This is a genomic window from Mycobacterium helveticum (genome assembly GCF_007714205.1).
In the GTDB taxonomy this organism is placed as follows: Bacteria; Actinomycetota; Actinomycetes; order Mycobacteriales; family Mycobacteriaceae; genus Mycobacterium; species Mycobacterium helveticum.
On the sequence record NZ_VMQU01000095.1, the window covers coordinates 1 to 21,130 of the forward strand.

Sequence of the window (21,130 nt, forward strand, 5' to 3'; positions counted from 1 at the left end):
ACCGCCGCCGACACCTCGTCCTCGGCCGCGGCCACCACCCCGGTCGTGGGGGCCGCCGCCACCGTGTGCGCAGCGGCGGAAGCGGGCTCGGTAGTCCCAACTTCGGCGGCGCCGGCGGCACCGGCGGCGCGGTCACCGGGAACGCAAGCACCTCCACCGCCGCCGCCGGCGGCGGCGGTGGAGGTGGCGGCACCGGCCTGTTGTACGGCGGCGACGGAGGCACCGGGGGCGCTGCCAACGCGATCCTCGGCGGCGCCGGCGGCGCCGGCGGCGCCGGACTCACCTCCCCGCCCACTGCCGGCAGCAGCGGCACCGGAAACGGCGGCGGCACTCCCGGCCAAGGCGGCGGCTTTCAGGGGGGGCAACCCGGCTCGGGTGGCGGTGGCGGCGGTGGCAGCGCCGCGGTCTCCGGCGCCGGCACCGCCACCGGCGGCACCGGCGGCACGGGCCAATAGACCGGCATCAGCTGCCGGGGGCCTCCACGGCATCGGTGCGGGCGGAGGGACTCGAACCCTCACGCTCTCTCGAGCGCCGGCACCTAAAGCCGGTGCGTATGCCAATTTCGCCACGCCCGCAGCCTGCCGATCGTACCGCCTGCCGCGGGAGACGGTGGGGTGCTGCGCACTCGTGCCCGCGGGAGACGGTGCGGTGCTGCGTACTCGTGCCCGCGGTACCGTCAAGGGGTGCCCAGTCCCCGTCGCCGCAGGCCCGCGCTGATCGCGTTGGTGGTCGTGGCGGCCTGCGGCTGCCTGGCCCTGGGCTGGTGGCAGTGGTCCAGGTTCCAATCCGTCTCGGGTACGTTCCAGAACCTGGGATATGCGTTGCAGTGGCCGATGTTCGCGTGGTTCTGCGTCTACGCCTACCGCAAGTTCGTACGGTACGAGGAGACGCCGCCGGAGCCGCGCGACAACCAGGGCGCGACCGAGATACCTGCGGGACTGCTGCCCGAGCGGCCCCATCCGACCCGGCGGCCGCCCGACGACCCCGCGCTCGAGGAGTACAACGCCTACCTCGCCGAGCTCGCCAGGAAAGACACCCAGCAGCAGAACAGGACGACCGCATGACCACACCCGAGACCCCCGGGGCGCCGGCGCCCACGGTGCCTGCCGACAAGCTGCGCTCCGCGCTGCTCGGCTACCGGATCATGGCGTGGACGACGGGCCTGTGGTTGATCGCGCTGTGCTACGAGATCGTGTCGCATCTGGTCTTCCACCACCAGATTCGGTGGATCGAAGTGGTGCACGGCTGGGTCTACTTCATCTACGTGCTGACCGCCTTCAACCTTGCGATCAAGGTCAGGTGGCCGATCGGCAAAACCATCGGGGTGCTGCTCTCCGGGACCATCCCAATGTTGGGCATCATCGTCGAGCATTTCCAGACCCGGGACATCAAAGCGCGCTTCGGGCTGTAGCGGCCGAGCGTTGCTCACGCCCGGCCGCGAGCCGCCAGTTCCCGTAACGACGGCACCAGCAACGCCAGCGCGCGGCCCCGATGCGACACGGCATCCTTCTCCGCCGGGGTGAGCTGCGCCGCGGTGCGGTCATCGCTACCGGGGCCGTCGGGGACGAACACCGGGTCGTAGCCGAACCCGCCGTCGCCCCGGGGTTCTCGCGCGATCCGGCCCGTCCACTCGCCTCGGACGACCACCTCGCCAGACGCCCAGACCAGCGCGCACGCGGAGATGAAGGCCGCGCCGCGCCGTTCGTCGGGAACGTCGCGCAACTGGGCCAGCAACAGCGCGGTGTTGGCGGCGTCCGCGCCGTGGTCACCCGACCAGCGCGCCGACAGCACACCGGGCATCCCGTTCAAGGCGGCCACCTCCAGACCGGAGTCGTCGGCCACGCACGCCAGACCGGTGGCGGCGAACCCATCCCGCGCCTTGGCCAGGGCGTTGTCCTCGAACGTCGCACCGGTTTCCGGCGCTTCGTCGAACGGCGGGACGTCGTCCAGCGACAGCAGCGTCAAGCCCGACAGCTCCGCGCCGTCGAGCACCCGGCGCAGCTCGGCCAACTTCTTGCGGTTGCGGCTGGCGACCAGAAGCCGGGTCACCGCTCGATCCGGGCCATGGCGGTCACCCTCCGTAGGAAGCCTGTGTGCACACGACAAAGTTAGCCGGAACGGCCACCGCGCCCTTCGCGCCCGGTCGGCCCACAGAGACATACCGAGTTCATAGGCGTTGACGGCACCGGGGAACGGGGTGCAATGTGATACTGGTCATATGACCACTGGTCACAACCGGCAGAGAGGCGGACGCTCATGACCACGAGGGACAAGTACACGGATGTGCCCACGCCGTACTCGTGGGAGGTCCCCAGCCTCGGCGACGCGCGTTTCACCTGGGAGTACGACGAGGGACGCGCGCGCCTGCTCTCCCTGTACCAGAAGGGGAAGGACAAGCAGTGGGACGCCCAGTCGCGCATCGACTGGGCACAAGACGTCGACCCCGAGAACCCGGTCGGGTTGCCCGACGAGTTCCATCCGCTGTTCGGCAGCCCGATGTGGGACGCCGCGGACGACGCACGTCGCGCCGAGATGCGCCAGCACTTCCAGGCCTGGCAATTCTCGCAGTTCCTGCACGGTGAGCAGGGGGCGATGGTGTGCTCGGCCAAGATCGTCGAGGTCGTCCCGGACCTGGACGCGAAGTTCTACGCAGCCACCCAGACCATGGACGAGGCGCGGCACGTCGAAGCGTTCTCACGGTTCCTGCAGGACAAGGTCGACATGGTCTACCCGATCAACAAGCATCTGACGGCGCTGCTGGACGACACCCTGCGCGACTCGCGCTGGGACATGCCCTACCTCGGCATGCAGGTCCTCATCGAAGGGCTCGCGCTGGCCGCCTTCGGGGTGCTGCGTGACATGGCGCCACCGGACTCGCTGGCCAAGCAGTTACTGGCCTACGTCATGCAGGACGAGGCCAGGCACGTCGCCTTCGGCCGAATCTCGTTGAAGGACTACTACTCCGCGCTGACGGAAGCCGAGCGCGACGAACGCGAAGAGTTCGTCGTGGACGCCTGCTACCTGATGCGCGACCGCTTCCGCGGCGAGGAGGTCTTCGAGACCCTCGGCCTCGACGTCAAAGCGTGTGCCGAGTGGGTCGACACGTCGCCGCTGATGATCCAGTTCCGCTCGCACCTGTTCAGCCGCATCGTGCCGATCGTCAAGGACATCGGGTTGTGGGGCGGCAAGGTGCAGCAGGCCTTCAAAGACATGGGCGTCCTCGACATGGCCGGCTTCGACATCGAGGCGCTGATGAAGGCCGACGAGGATCAGGCCGACGCGCTGGACAAGGCACACGCCGAGATGGCCGAGCGGGCCCTCGAGGTGGAGCGGGTGATCGCGGCGGGCGCGAGCTGAGCCGCTCGAGGACCTACGCGCGAGTTTTCTGGTTCAGCGGCGGGTTCAATGGGGGAATGTCCTGGCTCAGCACCGGTTGTGCCGCCATTTTCCTGTCGTAGGGGACTTCGCAGTCTTCACATCCCCAGATCAATTTGTGCATGTAACAGCCCACGCAGAAACCCAGCGTGGCCTCCGACCAGGTCAGGACAAAGCAGACCGCGACGACGGCCGCCATCGCCACGGGCGACGCGCCCAACAGCCGCATGGCAAGACACGTCGCCGCCAGGGCGGCACCGAGCAGCCAGGCGAACCGTTTCGGCCGCGTCGGCTTCCACACCGGCCGCATTCCCATCGTCAGCGCCGTGCCCAGGATGCCGGTGGGGCTGAACGGAGTCAGTCCGGTCGCCGCCGCAGCCAACATGTCGAAAAGCACGAGCGGACCGACAACGATCACCGGATCGGTTTCCGGACGCAACAGCAGTAATGCGATCGTGACGGCGGAGATGATGTTCAGCAGACCCGCCCGCGCGCGGGTCGCGACTTCGTTGACGCGCGGTTCCCCATGTTCCTGCGTCATTTGTCCCATCGCCCACCACGGCTGGTTGAGAAAAGCATGCTCGAGTGGGACTTGCCGATTGACCATGAGTTTGATCCTAAAGAAGCGGTGAAGCATTGGCCATGGACAGGCCACAGCCACGCTCACCGCGAACACTCCGTAGGAAACACCGGCGACCTGCCCGAAGCGCCGCTCCCCCTCATCGCTTCGCTCTGCATCGTCGCCGGCGCGGTCAGCTGCCGAACGACTTCGGTGGCGGCGGACCCTCGGGGAGCGCGCCCGGGTAGGGCAGCGCCAGGGCCTCGCGCTGGGCGGCGAACAACGTGTCGCAGGCACCCAATGCCGCGTCGAGCAGCTTGTCCAGCGTCGAACGCGGGAACGTCGCGCCCTCACCGGTGCCCTGAACCTCGACCAGCGTGCCGGTGTCGGTGGCGACGACGTTCATGTCGACCTCTGCGCGCGAATCCTCCTCGTAGGGCAGGTCGACGCGGATGCGGCCGTCGACCACGCCGACGCTGCAGGCCGCGATGGCACACGACAACGGCCTGGGGTCCGACAGCTTGCCGGCCGCCGACAGGTAGGTCACCGCATCGGCCAGCGCGACGTAGGCGCCCGTGATGGCCGCGGTGCGGGTGCCGCCGTCGGCCTGCAGGACGTCGCAGTCGACGGCGACGGTGTTCTCCCCCAACGCGGCCAGGTCGATGCAGGCCCGCAGCGACCGGCCGATCAGCCGGCTGATCTCCTGGGTGCGCCCGGACAGCCGGCCCTTCACCGACTCACGATCGGAGCGGGTGTGCGTCGCCGACGGCAGCATCGCGTATTCCGCGGTGAGCCATCCCAGGCCGGACCCCTTCCGCCACCGGGGGACGCCGTCGGTGACGCTGGCGGTGCACATGACCTTGGTGTGGCCGAATTCGATCAGGACCGAACCCGCCGGATGGTCGGTGAACCCCCGGGTGATGACCACGGGGCGAAGCTCGTCGTCGAGGCGACCGTCTTCTCGTTTGGACACCCGACAACCCTAACCAAGCGTGCAGCCGGTCGGGTCGCTCAGACCCGTTCGGAGCGGCGGATGTCGAACGTCTCGCCGCACACCACGGCGTGCACCGGGCCGTCGAACTCGGCCTTGGCCTCGCTGATCACGTCCTCGCGCGAAGTCCACGGCGGGATGTGCGTCAGCAACAGCTCGCGTACCCCGGCCTGCGCCGCGGCCCTGCCGGCCTCGGTGCCCGACAGGTGCAACGCGGGCGGACGGTCCGGCGAATGCGTCCACGAGGCCTCGCAGAGGAACACGTCCGCATCGCGAGCGAGTTCGACGAGCTGGTCGCAGAAGCCGGTGTCGCCGCTGTAGACGAACGACGCGCCGGTGGGGTCGGTGACCCGCAACCCGTACGACTCGGTCGGGTGAGCCACCACCCGCGGCACCACCGTCAGCGCGCCGAACGTCACGGGTTCGCCGTCGACCCAGTGGTGGACATCGAAAATGTCTGAGCAGTCGTCGATCTCACCGCCGTAGGGTGAGGACGCCGCCCCCAACCGCGACCACGTGTCGCTGGGGCCGTACAGCATCGCCTTGCCGTCGGGGCGGGTCGGGTGATACCGGCGCCAGACGAACAGACCCGGCATATCCAGGCAGTGGTCGGCGTGCAGATGAGACAGCAGGACGTGCACGGAGCTCGGGTCGGCGTAACGCTGCAGCGTTCCCAGCACGCCGCCGCCGAAGTCGAGCACCAGCGGCGGGGTGTCCGGTGCGCGGAGCAGATAACCCGACGCAGGCGAATCCGGGCCCACCACGCTGCCTGAGCAGCCGAGCACGGTGATTCGCACGGACACTACTGTGCCATGCCCGATACCGGCATGACGAAAACATGGCCGCATTTATGTGATCAGGATCTCCCCCGGCGCTGGCGGTCGGGAGGGTGGCGAACGGGCTGCACGCCGGTCACCGACGGACCCAGGAACCGGGCCGCGAGTTTGGTGAACGCCTCGGGATCGCCGGTGGCTTCGAACACCCGGCTCGCCGGCGCGGCGTCGGGACGATCGGGGTGTGGACGCAGCAGGTCGCGTCCGGTCAGCACCCGCAGTACTTCCTTGGCAGTTTCCTCCGCACTCGAAACGAGCGTCACTGTGTCGCCCATCGCCAGCTGAATCAACCCGGACAGCAGCGGGTAATGCGTGCAACCCAGCACCAGTGTGTCGACCCCGGCGCGCTGCAGCGGCTCCAGATAGCCCTCGGCCAGCCCGAGCACCTGACGTCCGCTGGTGACGCCGCGCTCCACGAAGTCCACGAAGCGCGGGCAGGCCACCGCGGTGATCTCGGTGTCGCGGGCGGCGGCGAACGCGTCCTGGTAGGCGTGCGACGCGATGGTCGCCTGCGTCCCGATCACCCCGATGCGGCCGTTGCGGGTGGTGGCGACCGCCCGGCGCACCGCCGGCAGGATCACCTCGACGACGGGCACGGCGTAGCGTTCGCGCGCATCCCGCAGGCACGCCGCCGACGCCGTGTTGCACGCGATCACCAGCGCCTTGACGCCGCGGTCGACCAGGTCGTCGCCGATGGCGAGTGCGTGCGCGCGGATCTCGGGAATGGGGAGCGGGCCGTAGGGCCCGTGCGCGGTGTCGCCGACGTAGACGATGTCCTCGTCGGGCAGCTGGTCGATGATGGCCCGGGCCACCGTTAGCCCGCCGACACCGGAATCGAAGATCCCGATGGGGGCCGGGGGCGGGCTCATGTGCTGCTCCGCCGGGTGGACGCGGTCTTGACGGCGCGGGCCTTGCGCTCCGGGCCGGACAGCACATAGGCGGCCACGACACCGGCGATCGCCCCGCACAGGTGGCCCTGCCACGACACGCCACCGCACGTGCCCAGCACCGGCATGGCGCCGAGCAGGATGCCGCCGTAGCCGACCAGGACCACCAGCCCGATGACGATGTTGCGCACCCGGCGCACGAATATCCCGAACACGAGCAGGAAGGCCAGCCAGCCGAAGATCAGTCCGGAGGCTCCGATGTGGTCGGTGGGGCCGCAGCCGCTGCCGACGTCGCCGATGAGCCAGGTGCCGAAACCACCCACGATCCACACGATCACGGTGGCCCAGACGAAGCGCGACAGCCCGGCCAGCGTCACGAGAAATCCCAGCACCAGCAGCGGCACGGTGTTGGCCATCAGGTGTTCCCAGCCGGCGTGCAGGACCGGCGCGAAGACGATGCCCCACAAGCCGTCGGCCTGCAGCGGCCTGATGCCGTTGGCGTCCAGCGAGTGCCGCGTCAGCTGGTCGATCAGTTCGACGAGGTAGAGCAGCGCCACGAAGGTGAGGATCGTGACCGCGCCGACCACCCACGCAGGCCGCGACGTCTCCTGGGCCGCCGGCGTGCCCGAACGCCCCTGCCGCCCGGTCATCGACGTCCCTTCGCCGGTCGCGCCCTCATCGGCCGAACGCTCCGGGCAACATGTCGCGGTAGGCCGGTATTCCGGCCACCGATTCGGCGCCGAGCACGCCGGCCAGCACCGCGCGCGCCACGCAATCGGCGGCCGCGGCGCCCACCTCGCTGACCAACCCCGCCTCCGGAGAGAAGGCGGCGGGCGTATCGACCGCGGGCGGCACCTCGACCGCGCCGGTGGCGAGCGCGAACACCGTGTCGCCGTCCAGTGGGGTATGCGCCGGACGCACCGCGCGGGCCAGGCCGTCCTGGGCGGCGGTGGCGAGGCGCCGGCAGGCCGCCGGGCTGAGCGTGGCATCGGTCGCCACGACGCCGATCGTCGTGTTGAGGGGGTTGGCCAGCGGGCTCAGCCTGGGCGGCAGCCGCGCGAACGCGTCGACCTGTTCGGGCGGCGGCGGCCGCAGCGCGAACTCCCGGATCAGGTCCGCCATCCAGGGCAGGCCGGTGGCCCGGTCGGCGACGTCGCCGGCGGAGTTCACCACGACGATCGCGCCGACGGTCACGCCGCACCGCAACGTGGTCGAGGCGGTCCCGACGCCGCCCTTGAGCACCCCGGGCGGCCTCACACGCCGCGTAGCCGAAGTCGGCGGTCGGCCGGCGGTCCCAGCCGCCGACGGAAAGATCGAAGATCACCGCACCGGGCACGATGGGCACCACCCCGCCCTCCATCGCGACGCCGCGTCCGCGTTCCTCGAGCCAGCGCATGACGCCGTCGGCGGCCGCCAAACCGTAGGCGCTGCCACCGGCGAGCAGCACCGCGTCGACGAAGCGCACGGTGTTGGCGGGATCCAGCAGATCGGTTTCCCGCGTGCCGGGGGCGCCACCGCGGCAGTCGACCGCGCCGACGGTCCCGGGCGGGGCCAGCACGACGGTGACACCGCTGGCCCATCCGGCGCCCGGCGACGCGTCGGGATCCAGTCGGTGATGGTGGCCGACGCGGATGCCTCCGACGTCGGCGATCGAGCCCAGCGGCGAGGCCGTCAAGATGACCGGGGCCCCATCAGCACCAGGACCAGGTATTCCTGCAGGACCGTCAGCCACTGGTAGACATCGAAATGGGCGGCCAGCGGGTGGTCGGGCGGCAGGCGGTCCGGGCCCTCCGGGCCGATCTCGAGCATGACCCCCAGCGTCAGCCGGATGTCGTTGACCGCCGACACCCAGGCGTTCGCCTGGTCCTCCGTCAGCTCGAACTTGCCGCCCCGGTCCGGGATCGTCTGCAAAAGTTTTTGTGCCGCAACGCGTTTGGCCTCGATGATCTCCGGTTCGTGCAAACTGCGCAGCGCGGCGTTCAGGTCTTCCGGAACCTCGGCGGAGGGCTCGCCGCCGGCGTCTGCCCTGTAGAAGTCGGGCAGCAGACGGCGCAGCGTCGGATCGCGCGGCGGTTCGGAGTTTCCGGTCTTCATGCCGGTGATTTCTTCGAGTTCGTCTGCCGGCGAGGAGGATTCACGCTCGTCGAGCAGGCCGATCATCGCGCCGACGAGGTTGCGGAGCAGCTCGGCCTCGTGGGTGGCCAGCGAGGACCGAAAGCGGGGACCCCCGGGGGTCTCGACGCGCTTCCATTTGCGCACAGGGAATCGGGTGCCCTCACCGGTCCTGCTGCAGGGTCGCCCACAACCCGGCAGCATGCAGTCTGGATACGTCGGCTTCCATGGACTCGCGACTGCCCGCCGACACGACCGCCTTGCCTTCGTTGTGTACCTGCAACATCAGCTTGGTGGCATGTGGCTCGCTGTATCCGAACAACTTCTGCAGCACATACGTCACATAGGTCATCAGGTTGACGGGGTCGTCCCACACGATCGTGACCCACGGACTGGTCGTGACCTCGAAAGGGGCGGCCTCGCGTTGTCCGGTAGTGCCCGGCCGCGACTTCGGCTCCGTGGGCGCTGACGCAACAACCATGGCTCCCAGGATAGCGAGCCACGTATCTGAATACCGAACCCGGCGCGGGGGCCGATACCGTAACGGAATGATCGACCCGGTCCCCGCTGGGCTGTTGACCGACAAGTACGAGTTGACCATGCTGGCGGCGGCGCTGCGCGACGGCACCGCCGCGCGCCGCACGACCTTCGAGCTGTTCGCCCGCAAGCTCCCCCCGGGACGCCGCTACGGCATGGTCGCCGGAACCGGGCGCCTGCTGGAAACGTTGCCGCACTTCAGGTTCGACGACGACGAGTGCCGGCTGCTCGCCGGGTTCCTGGACCCCGACACGGTCGGCTACCTGCGCGGCTTCCGGTTCGGCGGCAACATCGACGGCTACGCCGAAGGGGAGCTGTACTTCCCCGGGTCGCCGGTGCTCTCGGTGACCGGCAGCTTCGCCGAATGCGTGGTGCTCGAAACGCTGGCGCTGTCGATCTTCAACCACGACACCGCGGTCGCGTCGGCGGCCGCGCGCATGGTCAGCGCCGCCGGCGGGCGTTCGCTGATCGAGATGGGAACGCGGCGGACCCACGAGCACGCCGCGATCGCTGCGGCGCGTGCGGCCTACATCGCCGGGTTCTCCGCCACCTCCAACCTGGCGGCCCACCGGCGATACGCGATCCCCGCCGAGGGCACCGCCGCGCACGCGTTCACCATGCTGCACACGACGCGCGACGGACCCGACGAGCCCGCCGCGTTCCGCGCCCAGGTGCAGGCGCTGGGCGTCGACACCACGCTGCTGGTGGACACCTACGACGTGACGGCCGGCGTGGCCAACGCCGTGGCCGCCGCCGGCACGACGCTGAGCGCGGTCCGGATCGACTCCGGCGAGCTGGGCGTGCTCGCCCGCCAGGCGCGCCGGCAGCTCGACCAGTTGGGCGCGGGCGGGACCCGCATCGTGGTCTCGGGTGACCTCGACGAGTTCTCCATCGCCGCGTTGCGCGCCGAACCCGTCGACAGCTACGGCGTCGGCACCTCACTGGTCACCGGCGCGGGCGCCCCGACCGCGCACATGGTGTACAAGCTCGTCGAAGTGGACGGCATGCCGGTGCAGAAGCGCAGCACCCACAAGGAGTCACACGGGGGCCACAAAGAGGCGCTGCGCATCTCGCGCCCGACCGGCGTCGTCACCGAGGAGGTGGTGTATCCGGCCGGACGCCCGCCCGCCGTGGACGAACCGTTCCGGACCCTGAGCACTCCCCTGGTCCGCGGCGGCGTTGTCGTCGCCGAGACCGGTGCCCGCGCCCTGGTGCAGGCCCGCCGGCTGGCCGCCGCGGGCCTGCGCAGCCTGCCGTGGGAGGGGCTGGCATTGGCGCCCGGCGATCCGGCGATCCCCACCAGCCAGATCCCGGCCTGAGCCCCGCAGTGACCACGTCCCACGCATCGCCGACCGTGCCCGAGTTGTTGGCCGTCGCGGTGGCCGCGCTCGGCGGCAGTGCACGCGGCGGCCAACTCGAGATGGCCACCGCGGTGGCGCGGGCCTTCGACAGCGGCGAACACCTCGCCGTCCAGGCCGGCACCGGCACCGGCAAGTCGCTCGCGTACCTGATCCCCGCGATCCTCCGCGCCGTGAGCGACGACTCGCCCGTCGTCGTGTCGACGGCCACGATCGCCCTGCAGCGTCAGCTCGTCGACCGCGACCTGCCGCGGCTGGCCGAGTCGCTGGCCGATGCGCTGCCCCGAACGCCGCGGTTCGCGCTGCTGAAGGGCCGGCGCAACTATTTGTGCCTGAACAAGATCCACAACGGCGCGGCGGACGGCGACGACGCCGAAGGCCGGCCCCAGGAGGAACTCTTCGATCCGGTGGCGGTGAGCGCGCTGGGCCGCGACGTGCAACGGCTCACCGCGTGGGCGTCGACGACCGGGTCCGGCGACCGCGACGACCTGCGGCCCGGCGTTCCCGACCGGTCGTGGTCGCAGGTCAGCGTCTCCGCACGCGAATGCGTCGGCGTGGCGCGCTGCCCGTTCGGCACCGAGTGCTTTTCCGAGCGGGCGCGTAGCCGCGCCGGCGCCGTCGACATCGTGGTCACCAACCACGCGCTGCTGGCCATCGACGCCGTCGCCGAATCGACGGTGCTGCCCGAGCATGCGCTGCTGGTGGTCGACGAGGCGCACGAGTTGGTCGACCGGGTGACGTCGGTGGCCACCGCGGAGCTGACGTCGGCCACCCTCGGGGTGGCCACGCGCCGGATCGCCCGGCTCGTCGGTCCCGAACTGACCCAGCGGTTGGAGGCGGCCACGGCCAACCTCGCCGCCGCGATCCACGACGCCCCGCCCGGCCGCATCGATCGGCTCGACGACGAGCTGGCGACCTACCTGACGGCGCTGCGCGATGCGGCGAGCGCGGCACGGTCGGCGATCGACACCACCGGCCCGGGGCGGGCCGAGGCCGGGACGGCGTCGGCCCGCGCCGAGGCGGTCGCCGCGCTCAGCGAGATATCCGACACCGCGTCGCGCATCCTCACGTCGTTCGCGCCCGCCATCCCCGACCGCACCGATGTGGTCTGGCTCGAGCACGAGGACAACCGGGGGTCGCCGCGGCCCGTGCTGCGGGTGGCGCCGCTGTCGGTCTCCGGCCTGCTGCGCGACCGGGTTTTCTCCCGGGCGACCACCGTGTTGACGTCGGCGACGCTGACGGTCGGCGGGTCCTTCGACGCGATGGCCGCGGCGTGGGGCCTGACCGCACCGGACACCGGCGGCGGGTTGAGGTGGCGTGGTGTCGACGTCGGGTCGCCGTTCGACCACGCGAAGGCGGGCATCCTCTACGTCGCCGCCCACCTGCCGCCGCCCGGCCGCGACGGCGCCGGGTCGGCCGAGCAGCTCACCGAGATCGCCGGGCTCATCACCGCCGCAGGCGGGCGCACCCTGGGCCTGTTCTCGTCGATGCGGGCCGCGCGGGCCGCCGCCGGGGCCATGCGGGAACGGTTGTCGACGCCGGTGTTGTGTCAGGGCGACGACAGCACCTCGGCGCTGGTCGAGCGGTTCAGCGCCGACCCGGAGACCTCGCTGTTCGGCACGCTGTCGCTGTGGCAGGGCGTCGACGTGCCGGGCCCCTCGCTGTCGCTGGTGCTGATCGACCGCATCCCCTTTCCCCGCCCGGACGATCCCTTGCTGGGTGCGCGGCAGCGAGCCGTGGCCGCCCGCGGCGGCAACGGTTTCATGGCCGTGGCCGCCAGCCACGCGGCGCTGCTGCTGGCGCAGGGCTCCGGGCGGCTGCTGCGCCGCGTGACCGACCGCGGCGTCGTTGCGCTGCTCGACTCACGGATGGTCACCGCCGGCTACGGCGCCTACCTGCGGGCCTCGCTGCCGCCGTTCTGGCAGACGACCGACGCCGCCTTGGTGCGGGGGGCGCTGGAACGACTGCGCACCGCGCCCGACGGGGTGTCGGCCTGACCCTTCGGGGCTGTTACCCGGCGAGGGTCACCAGGCCGAGCTCGGCGCTGCCGGCAAGCATCGGGTGGCGGGGCAGCACGCGCACGGTGTAGCCGACCGCACCGGCCAGCGGCAACGGCGTCGTCGTGGAGAACACCTCTTTCCCGCCTTCGGCGCCGCCGGTGTGCGGCATGTCGACGGTGACCGGGTCCTGCAGTACGTCGCTGGAGTCCACCCGGCCCAGCACCGCCTGCACGGCCACCTCGTCGGGCCGCAGTCCGCCCAGCCGCACGGTGGCGGTCAGGGTCAGCTTCGACCCGAGCAGCGGCGTGTCCGGCAGGCCGGTGCTGTCGACGTCGGTAACGCCGATCTTGGGCCACGCCTCTGCGACGCGCCGGCGGTAAGCGGCCAGTTCCCGCGCGGCGCCGAACCGACCGTCCTCACCGCCGCTGGTTTTGCGCAGCGACTGCGCCGCGGGCGTGTAGTACCCCTCGACATAGTCCCGCACCATCCGGGAAGCCAGCACCTTCGGCCCCAGCGTCTGCAGCGTGTGGCGCACCATCTCCACCCACCGGGGCGGCACCCCGTGTTCGTCGCGCTCGTAGAACTTCGGTGCCACCGCTTCTTCCAGCAGCGTGTAAAGCGCGTTGGCCTCCAGGTCGTCGCGACGCACCTCGTCTGCCAGACCGGTGGCCGACGGGATCTCCCAGCCGTTTTCGCCGTCGTACCACTCGTCCCACCAGCCGTCACGGATGGACAGGTTCAGCCCGCCGTTCAGCGCGCTCTTCATCCCGGAGGTGCCGCACGCCTCCAGCGGACGCAGCGGGTTGTTCAGCCAGACGTCGCATCCCCAATACAACAGCCGGGCCATCGACATGTCGTAGTCGGGCAGGAAGGCGATGCGGTGGCGGACCCGCGGGCGGTCGGCGAAGCGCACCACCTGCTGGATCAGCGCCTTGCCGCCGTCGTCGGCGGGATGGGACTTCCCGGCCACGATGAGCTGGATCGGCCGTTGCTCGTCGAGCAGCAGTCGTTCCAGCCGGTCGGGATCGCGCAGCATCAGGGTCAGCCGCTTGTAGGTCGGCACCCGCCGCGCGAACCCGATGGTCAGCACGTCCGGGTCGAAGGCCGTCCCGATCCAGGCCAATTCGGCGTCCGCCGCGCCGCGCTCCAGCCACGATCGGCGCAGCCGCGCCCGGACGTCCTCGACCAGCAGCGAGCGCAACTGCGAGCGGATCCACCACAGGTGACCGGGGTCGACCTGCTGCAGCCGCTGCCAGACCGCGGGTTCGCTCAACGAGTCCGACCCGGCGAGCTCGCGGCCCAGCTCCAGCCACTGCGGTGCGGCCCAGGTGGGCGCGTGCACGCCGTTGGTGATCGACCCGATCGGCACCTCGCTCCGGTCGAACCCGGGCCACAGCTCGCTGAACATCGCCCGGCTCACCCGACCATGCAGCAGGGAGACGCCGTTGGCGCGCTGGGCCAGCCGCAGGCCCATGTAGGCCATGTTGAACTTCGCCGGGTCGGCCTCGGCGCCGAGCTCGAGGATCCGGGCGGTCGGCAGGCCCGGGAGCAACGTGGCCCCGAGTTGGTCGTCGAAGTAGCGCCGCACCATCTCCAGCGGGAACCGGTCGATACCGGCGGGCACCGGGGTGTGGGTGGTGAACACCGTGCTGGAGCGAACGACGGTCAGCGCGGTGTCGAAGTCCAGTCCCGAGTCCGTGACCAGCTCGCGGATGCGCTCCGCTCCGAGGAACCCGGCGTGTCCCTCGTTCATGTGGAACACCTCGGGCGCGGGCAGGCCCTCGTTGGCCGTGAACGCGCGGATCGCCCGCACCCCGCCGACGCCGGCCAGGATTTCCTGTTTGATGCGATGCTCCTGGTCGCCACCGTAGAGCCGGTCGGTGACGCCGCGCAGGTCGTGCTCGTTCTCGGGCACGTCGGAATCCAGCAGGAGCAGCGGCACGCGCCCCACCTGCGCGACCCAGACCCGGGCCCGCAGCTGCGCCGAGTCCGGCATGTTCAGCTCCACCAGCACCGGATCCCCGCTGGTGGTGTCGGTCAGGAGCCGCAGGGGAAGCCCCTGCGGATCCAGCGACGGGTAGGTCTCCATCTGCCAGCCGTCGGCGGTCAGAGATTGCCGGAAGTATCCGGAGCGGTAGTAGAGCCCCACGGCCACCAGCGGCACCCCCAGATCGGAGGCGGACTTCAGGTGGTCGCCGGCCAGGATTCCCAGACCACCCGAGTAGTTGGGCAACACCTCGGCGACGCCGAACTCCATGGAGAAGTACGCGATCGACGTCGCCATCTCCACCCCGGTGTCCTGCTGCTGGTACCACAGGGGACGGCTCAGGTAGTCGCGCAGGTCGGCAGCCAGGCCGTCGAGCCGGGTCAGGAACCCCTCGTCGACGGCCAGCTCGTCCAGCCGCGCCGGGTTCACCGCGCCCAGCAGCGCAACCGGATCGGAGCCGCACTGGGCCCACAACGTCGGGTCGATGGTGGCGAACAGGTCTTGGGTCGGCTTGTCCCACGACCACCTCAAGTTGGTGGAGAGCTGTTCGAGCGCGACCAGGCGCTCGGGCAGATGAGCACGGACGGTAAAGCGGCGGAGGGCTTTCACACGTCATTACCTTACTGAGGACGCCAACCGGCGCAGCGCAACCAACCCAGCGTTCACCTTCACCCGGTGTGGCCGGACACTAGGATGGGTATCGGGAGGAAATGGGGCGCGACGGGAGTTTCCAGGCGTGGTCCCCCACATCGAGAGAGTTCTCCCACGAGAGGCGTTCCGCGACGAGGAACCTGACGGTCTTGCCGCACGACTTGAACACCCGCGGCACGAGCAGCGTCCCGCTGACGAGGCGGGCAGATCGACTTCCCCGGGCGACGACTCGGTCCGGGGAGCGGGCGGAGGAGGAGCCGGGCGGATTGAACCCGCACGGATTGAACCCGGACGAATTGAACCCTGACGAATTGAACCCTGACGAATTGAACGGAGTGGTGGTGCCCGGTCGTATCGAGATCGATGACGTCCAGCCCGTCGTTTCCTGCGGCGCGTACCCTGCCAAGGCGGTGGTCGGCGAGGTCGTCCCGGTCAGCGCGGCGGTATGGCGCGAAGGCCACGACGCGGTGGCGGCCACCCTGGTGGTGCGTTACGTGGGGCAGCGCTACCCGCAGGTGACCGAGGTCCGTCAGATCAAGGCGGTCGAGGCTCCCGAAAGGCCGGCCGGGGCGCACGAGGCGGGCGCGCCCGACCCGCAGCGGGTCAAGCCGCAGCTGCTCCCCATGAGGATGGGCGAAGAACCCTACGTGTTCCATGGCCAGTTCACCCCCGACCGCGTCGGCCTGTGGATGTTCCGCGTGGACGGGTGGGGTGACCCGATCGCCTCGTGGAAGCACGGGCTGGTCGCCAAATTGGACGCCGGCCAGGGCGAAGCCGAGCTGTCCAACGACCTTGTGGTCGGCGCACGGCTGTTCGAGCGCGCCGCGGCCGGTGTGCCTCGCGCGCGCCGCGATCCGCTGCTGGCCGCGGCCGGGGCGTTGCGGGCCGCCGGCGATCCGGTCACCCGCACCGCGCCGGCCCTGGCGCCCGAGATCGACGAACTCCTCGCGGAGCATCCGTTGCGCGACCTGGTGACCCGTGGCGAACAGTTCGGGGTCTGGGTGGACCGGCCGCTGGCCCGCTTCGGCTCGTGGTACGAACTGTTTCCGCGCTCGACCGGTGGATGGGACGCTGACGGCACCCCGGTGCACGGCACCTTCGCCACGACGGCCGCGCAGCTTCCCCGCATCGCCGACATGGGGTTCGACGTCGTCTACCTTCCGCCGATCCATCCGATCGGCAAGGTACATCGCAAGGGCCGCAACAATTCCCCCACTGCCGCACCCGGGGACGTCGGCTCCCCGTGGGCGATCGGCAGCGACGAGGGCGGCCACGACGCGATCCACCCCAGTCTGGGCACCATCGACGACTTCGACGACTTCGTTTCCGCGACAAGGGCTCTGGGTATGGAGGTGGCGCTGGACCTGGCCCTGCAGTGCGCACCGGATCATCCCTGGGCCCGCGAACACCGGGAGTGGTTCACGGAGCTGCCGGATGGCACCATCGCCTACGCCGAGAACCCGCCGAAGAAATACCAGGACATATATCCGCTCAACTTCGACAACGACCCCGCCGGCCTGTACGACGAGGTTCTGCGCGTGTGTCGGCACTGGATCGACCACGGCGTCAAGATCTTTCGGGTCGACAACCCGCACACCAAGCCACCGAACTTCTGGGCCTGGCTGATAGCCCAGATCAAAGACCACGACCCCGACGTGCTTTTCCTCGCCGAGGCCTTCACGCCGCCGGCCCGCCAGTACGGGCTGGCCAAGCTCGGGTTCACCCAGTCCTACAGCTACTTCACCTGGCGGACGGCCAAGTGGGAGCTCACCGAATTCGGCAACGACATCGCGGCACTCGCCGACTTCCGCCGGCCGAACCTGTTCGTCAACACCCCCGACATCCTGCACGCGATACTGCAGCACAACGGCCCGGGCATGTTCGCCATCCGCGCCGTGCTTGCCGCGACGATGGGCCCGGCCTGGGGTATGTACTCCGGTTACGAACTCTTCGAGCACCGCGCGGTGCGGGAGGGCAGCGAGGAGTACCTGGACTCGGAGAAGTACGAACTGCGTCCCCGCGACTACGCGGGCGCACTCGCCGAGGGCCGGTCACTGGAGCCGTTCATCACGCAAATCAACGCGATCCGCCGGCTGCATCCGGCACTGCAGCAGCTGCGCACCATTCATTTTCACCACGTGGACAACGACGCGATGCTGGCCTACAGCAAGTTCGACCCGGCCACCGGCGACTGCGTGTTGGTGGTGGTGAGCCTCAACGCGTTCGGGCCCGAGGAAGCCACCCTGTGGTTAGACATGGCGGCATTGGGTATGGAGCCCTATGAGCGATTCTGGGTACGCGACGAGATAACAGGCCACGAATTCCAATGGGGACAAGCGAATTACGTCCGACTCGACCCTGCGCAAGCAGTCGCGCACATTATCAACATGCCCCTCTTGCCGAACGAATCCCGAAACACGCTGCTACGCAGGAGATGAACGCACCCGGAGGTGAAAGGGATATGAGCAGAGCCGACCAACTCGACGAAATGCACCTGGCGCCCGACCCACACGACCTGTCGCGCCTGGTGGCCGGCACGCACTACAACCCGCACAGCATTCTGGGCGCCCACGAGTACGCCGACCACACCGTCATCCGGGTGTTCAGACCGCATGCCACCGAGGTCGTCGCACTCGTCGGTGACGATCGGTTCCCCTTGCGCCACATCGAATCGGGCCTGTTCTCCGTGGCATTGCCTTTCACGGGCCTGATCGACTACCGGCTACAGATCAGCTACCAGGGCACCGATCCGTACACCGTCGCGGACGCCTACCGGTTCCTGCCCACCCTGGGCGAGATGGATCTGCACCTGTTCGGCGAAGGCCGCCACGAGCGACTCTGGGAAGTCCTGGGCGCCCATCCCCGCTCCTTCACCACGGCCGACGGTGCCGTGGACGGCGTCTCGTTCGCCGTGTGGGCGCCCAACGCCAAAGGGGTCAGCCTGATCGGGGAGTTCAACGGCTGGACGGGCACCGAGGCCCCCATGCGGGAGCTGGGCTCCTCGGGGGTGTGGGAGCTGTTCTGGCCCGGGTTCTCCGTCGAGGGTCTCTACAAGTTCCGCGTCCACGGCGCCGACGGCGTGGTGACCGAACGTGCCGACCCGATGGCCTTCGCCACCGAGGTGCCCCCGCACACCGCGTCGCGGGTGACGGTCAGCCGATACCGCTGGAGTGACGCGGACTGGATGACGCGGCGCGCCCAGCTCAACCCGGTGTTCGAGCCGATGAGCACCTACGAGGTGCACCTGGGCTCCTGGCGCCCGGGGCTCAGCTATCGCCAGCTCGCCGCGGAGCTGACGGAATACGTGGTGGAGCACGGGTTCACCCACGTCGAACTGCTGCCGGTCGCCGAGCACCCGTTCGCCGGCTCGTGGGGATACCAGGTCACGTCGTATTACGCGCCCACGTCGCGGTTCGGCACCCCCGACGAGTTCCGGGGACTCGTCGACGCCCTGCACCAAGCCGGCATCGGCGTCATCGTGGACTGGGTGCCCGCGCACTTCCCCAAGGACGCCTGGGCGCTGGGGAGGTTCGACGGCACCGCGCTCTACGAACATTCCGATCCGCGACGCGGCGAACAACTCGACTGGGGCACTTACGTGTTCGACTTCGGCCGCCGCGAGGTACGCAACTTCCTGGTGGCCAATGCGCTCTACTGGATCGAGGAGTTCCATGTCGACGGCCTGCGCGTGGACGCCGTCGCCTCGATGCTCTACCTGGATTACTCACGCCCGGCCGGCGGCTGGACACCCAACATCTACGGCGGCCGCGAGAACCTCGAGGCGGTCCAGTTCCTGCAGGAGATGAACGCCACGGTGCACAAGACGGCGCCGGGGATCGTCACCATCGCCGAGGAGTCGACGTCGTGGCCAGGCGTGACGCGTCCGACAAGTCTTGGCGGCCTGGGCTTTTCGATGAAGTGGAACATGGGCTGGATGCACGACACGCTGGACTACATCAGCCGCGACCCGGTCTATCGCAGCTACCACCACCACGAGATGACGTTCTCGATGCTCTACGCGTTCAGTGAGCACTACGTGCTGCCGATCAGCCACGACGAGGTGGTGCACGGCAAAGGCACGTTGTGGGGACGGATGCCGGGTAACAACCACGTCAAGGCCGCCGGCCTGCGCAGTCTGCTTGCCTACCAGTGGGCGCACCCGGGCAAGCAGTTGCTGTTCATGGGCCAGGAATTCGGCCAGCGCAACGAGTGGTCCGAGGAGCGCGGCCTGGATTGGTGGCAGCTCGACGAGCAGGGCTTCTCCAACGGCGTCCTGCGGCTGGTGCGCGACATCAACGCGATCTACCGCAGTCATCCGGCGCTGTGGAGCCAGGACACCATCCCGGACGGCTATTCCTGGATCGATGCCAATGACTCCGCCAACAACGTACTGAGTTTCCTGCGCTACGGAAGCGACGGTTCGGTCATGGCCTGCGTCTTCAACTTCGCGGGCTCCGAGCACAGCGGCTACCGGCTCGGCCTGCCGGTCGCCGGCCGGTGGCGCGAGGTGCTCAACACCGACGCCACGGACTACAGCGGCTCCGGCGTCGGCAACATGGGCGGCGTCGAGGCCACCGAAAACCCGTGGCACGGCCGGCCGGCGTCGGCGCTGCTGGTGCTGCCGCCGACGTCGGCGTTGTGGCTGGAGCCCGAGTAGCGCCAGCAGACGCAAAATCGCCCTGAACCGGAGGTTTCAGGGCGATTTTGCGTCTGCTCGCCAGCTCAGTACAGGGCGTTGGCGAGGTTGCGCCGGCCGGCGACGACCTCGGAATCGGCTGGATCGAAGAGTTCGAACAACTCGACCAGGCGGGTGCGCACCCTGGTGCGCTCGTCCCCGGATGTCTTGCGCACCAACGCGATCAGACGCTCGAATGCGGCGCCGACCTCCTGGTTGAGGATCTGCACATCGGCGGCCGCGAAGGCGGCGTCGATGTCGCCCGGCGCCGCGTCGGCGACCGCGACCGCGTCGGGGACCTGGGCCGTCGCGCGGGTGAGGAAGTCGATCTGCCTTATCGCGGCCTTCGCCTCGACGCTGCCGGGGTTGGCGTCCAGGATCGCCTGGTACGACGCCCTGGCGGCGTCGAAGTCGCCGGCCTCGAGTTGCTGGCGGGCCTGCAGCAGCTCCGGATCGGTTTCCGCGGACTCGCCCGAAGCCCCTGGGCCCCTGAGCTTGCCGTCGGTAGCCGAGAGCAGCGAGTCCACCCACCGGCGCAGCTGGTCGGCCGGCTGCACGCCCTCGAAGCTGGACAACGGCTGCCCGGCGGCCAACGCCACCACGGTCGGAACCGCCTCCACACCGAACGCCTGGGCCACCCGGGGCGCCGCCTCGACGTCCACCGTGGCCAGCGACCATTTGCCGTTGTCCTCGGCGGCCAGCGCGGACAGCGTTTCGGCCAGCTGGGCACATGCGTCGTTGCGCGGCAACCACAGCAACACCACGACCGGCAGTTCGCCGGACCGGATCAGCACCTCGTCTTCGAAATTGGCCTCGGTGACCTCGGTCACCCCGGGCGCCGCCGACGCCGCCCGGCCGCCGGGGCCACCTGCCGATGCTTTTTGCTGGGCGCGCTGCTTGAGGCCGGACAGGTCGACCGCACCAGCCAGCGCAGGCCCAATGGAGGATCGGGGACGCGTCACGCCGTCAAGTCTGTCATGCACATCGGTGCCCGATCCACCCGGTGGCGCGGACACACGCGCACAGCGAAAATCCGCCCGCCGGCCCGGCCGAAAGGCGCCTGAGCGGCCGATATGACGAACATCACAACCGCGCGCGGATGCCGTGCCGGCAACGCCGGCACATGCATCCCGACCCCGCCTACACCGTTACCCTATAAACATCA

Annotated in this window: 17 protein-coding genes, 1 tRNA gene and 2 pseudogenes; 8 read left to right on the plus strand and 12 right to left on the minus strand. The window is 69.8% G+C overall.

Annotated elements, in window-relative coordinates:
* Positions 1-455 (plus strand): annotated as a pseudogene (locus FPZ47_RS30250) (PGRS repeat-containing protein); the annotation flags it as partial.
* Positions 456-491: 36 nt separating this feature from the next.
* Here the strand turns inward: FPZ47_RS30250 and FPZ47_RS19485 are convergent.
* Positions 492-575, minus strand: a tRNA-Leu gene (locus FPZ47_RS19485).
* Positions 576-683: 108 nt separating this feature from the next.
* On the opposite strand from FPZ47_RS19485, the gene FPZ47_RS19490 reads away from it, so the two are divergent.
* Both FPZ47_RS19490 and FPZ47_RS19495 read left to right on the plus strand, forming a co-directional pair.
* Positions 684-1,064 (plus strand): hypothetical protein, encoded by a 381-nt coding sequence (locus tag FPZ47_RS19490; RefSeq protein ID WP_144956202.1) that lies wholly within the window; start codon positions 684-686, stop codon positions 1,062-1,064.
* On the plus strand, positions 1,061-1,411 hold the full coding sequence (locus tag FPZ47_RS19495; RefSeq protein ID WP_144956205.1) for a DUF3817 domain-containing protein: 351 nt from the start codon (positions 1,061-1,063) through the stop codon (positions 1,409-1,411). The genes FPZ47_RS19490 and FPZ47_RS19495 overlap by 4 nt, the downstream gene beginning before the upstream one ends.
* Before the next feature lie 14 nt (positions 1,412-1,425).
* Here FPZ47_RS19495 and FPZ47_RS19500 read toward each other — a convergent pair whose 3' ends face one another.
* Positions 1,426-2,049, minus strand: coding sequence for a non-canonical purine NTP pyrophosphatase (locus tag FPZ47_RS19500; protein WP_246133582.1), 624 nt, complete (start codon positions 2,047-2,049; stop codon positions 1,426-1,428).
* 207 nt (positions 2,050-2,256) lie between these two features.
* Between FPZ47_RS19500 and FPZ47_RS19505 the strand changes: the two genes are divergently transcribed.
* A complete protein-coding gene (locus FPZ47_RS19505) occupies positions 2,257-3,357 on the plus strand; it encodes a ferritin-like domain-containing protein (protein WP_144956212.1) in 1,101 nt (366 codons plus the stop codon).
* A gap of 13 nt (positions 3,358-3,370) precedes the next feature.
* Here the strand turns inward: FPZ47_RS19505 and FPZ47_RS19510 are convergent, their stop codons facing one another.
* The 8 genes and pseudogenes from FPZ47_RS19510 to clpS form a co-directional block, all read right to left on the minus strand.
* Entirely contained in the window at positions 3,371-3,982 is a 612-nt protein-coding gene (locus tag FPZ47_RS19510) for a DUF4395 family protein (protein ID WP_246133583.1), read from the minus strand.
* Positions 3,983-4,127: 145 nt separating this feature from the next.
* Positions 4,128-4,907, minus strand: coding sequence for a ribonuclease PH (gene rph, locus FPZ47_RS19515; RefSeq protein ID WP_144956214.1), 780 nt, complete (start codon positions 4,905-4,907; stop codon positions 4,128-4,130).
* A gap of 38 nt (positions 4,908-4,945) precedes the next feature.
* Positions 4,946-5,728: a cyclic nucleotide-degrading phosphodiesterase gene (locus FPZ47_RS19520; protein WP_210419942.1), complete on the minus strand. Its 783-nt coding sequence runs from the start codon at positions 5,726-5,728 to the stop codon at positions 4,946-4,948.
* A gap of 53 nt (positions 5,729-5,781) precedes the next feature.
* Positions 5,782-6,627: a glutamate racemase gene (murI, locus tag FPZ47_RS19525; RefSeq protein WP_144956220.1), complete on the minus strand. Its 846-nt coding sequence runs from the start codon at positions 6,625-6,627 to the stop codon at positions 5,782-5,784.
* Positions 6,624-7,295: a rhomboid family intramembrane serine protease gene (locus FPZ47_RS19530; protein ID WP_144956223.1), complete on the minus strand. Its 672-nt coding sequence runs from the start codon at positions 7,293-7,295 to the stop codon at positions 6,624-6,626. The genes murI and FPZ47_RS19530 overlap by 4 nt, the downstream gene beginning before the upstream one ends.
* 25 nt (positions 7,296-7,320) lie before the next feature.
* A pseudogene (locus tag FPZ47_RS19535) lies at positions 7,321-8,305 on the minus strand (P1 family peptidase).
* Positions 8,306-8,316: 11 nt separating this feature from the next.
* A complete protein-coding gene (gene aosR / locus FPZ47_RS19540) occupies positions 8,317-8,904 on the minus strand; it encodes an oxidative stress transcriptional regulator AosR (RefSeq protein ID WP_144955276.1) in 588 nt (195 codons plus the stop codon).
* A 16-nt stretch (positions 8,905-8,920) separates the two neighbouring features.
* The gene (gene clpS, locus FPZ47_RS19545; protein WP_144955273.1) at positions 8,921-9,238 is read right to left on the minus strand and encodes an ATP-dependent Clp protease adapter ClpS; all 318 of its coding nucleotides are present in this window, start codon (positions 9,236-9,238) and stop codon (positions 8,921-8,923) included.
* A gap of 67 nt (positions 9,239-9,305) precedes the next feature.
* Here clpS and FPZ47_RS19550 point away from each other — a divergent pair, with 67 nt between their 5' ends.
* Together FPZ47_RS19550 and FPZ47_RS19555 are read left to right on the plus strand one after the other, a co-directional pair.
* Entirely contained in the window at positions 9,306-10,613 is a 1,308-nt protein-coding gene (locus FPZ47_RS19550) for a nicotinate phosphoribosyltransferase (protein ID WP_144955270.1), read from the plus strand.
* Between the two features lie 8 nt (positions 10,614-10,621).
* Positions 10,622-12,649 carry an ATP-dependent DNA helicase gene (locus FPZ47_RS19555; RefSeq protein ID WP_144955267.1) on the plus strand — a complete coding sequence of 676 codons (2,028 nt, stop codon included), beginning with the start codon at positions 10,622-10,624 and terminating at the stop codon, positions 12,647-12,649.
* A 13-nt stretch (positions 12,650-12,662) separates the two neighbouring features.
* Here FPZ47_RS19555 and glgP read toward each other — a convergent pair whose 3' ends face one another.
* Positions 12,663-15,248: an alpha-glucan family phosphorylase gene (gene glgP / locus FPZ47_RS19560; protein ID WP_144955264.1), complete on the minus strand. Its 2,586-nt coding sequence runs from the start codon at positions 15,246-15,248 to the stop codon at positions 12,663-12,665.
* A gap of 383 nt (positions 15,249-15,631) precedes the next feature.
* Between glgP and FPZ47_RS19565 the strand changes: the two genes are divergently transcribed.
* Both FPZ47_RS19565 and glgB read left to right on the plus strand, forming a co-directional pair.
* Complete coding sequence (locus FPZ47_RS19565; RefSeq protein ID WP_210419943.1) at positions 15,632-17,728, plus strand: alpha-1,4-glucan--maltose-1-phosphate maltosyltransferase; 2,097 nt, start codon at positions 15,632-15,634, stop codon at positions 17,726-17,728.
* 23 nt (positions 17,729-17,751) lie between these two features.
* A complete protein-coding gene (glgB, locus tag FPZ47_RS19570) occupies positions 17,752-19,947 on the plus strand; it encodes a 1,4-alpha-glucan branching protein GlgB (RefSeq protein WP_144955261.1) in 2,196 nt (731 codons plus the stop codon).
* 65 nt (positions 19,948-20,012) lie between these two features.
* On the opposite strand, the gene FPZ47_RS19575 is transcribed toward glgB, so the two are convergent.
* Positions 20,013-20,927 (minus strand): tetratricopeptide repeat protein, encoded by a 915-nt coding sequence (locus tag FPZ47_RS19575; protein ID WP_144955258.1) that lies wholly within the window; start codon positions 20,925-20,927, stop codon positions 20,013-20,015.
* Between the last annotated feature and the right edge of the window lie 203 nt (positions 20,928-21,130).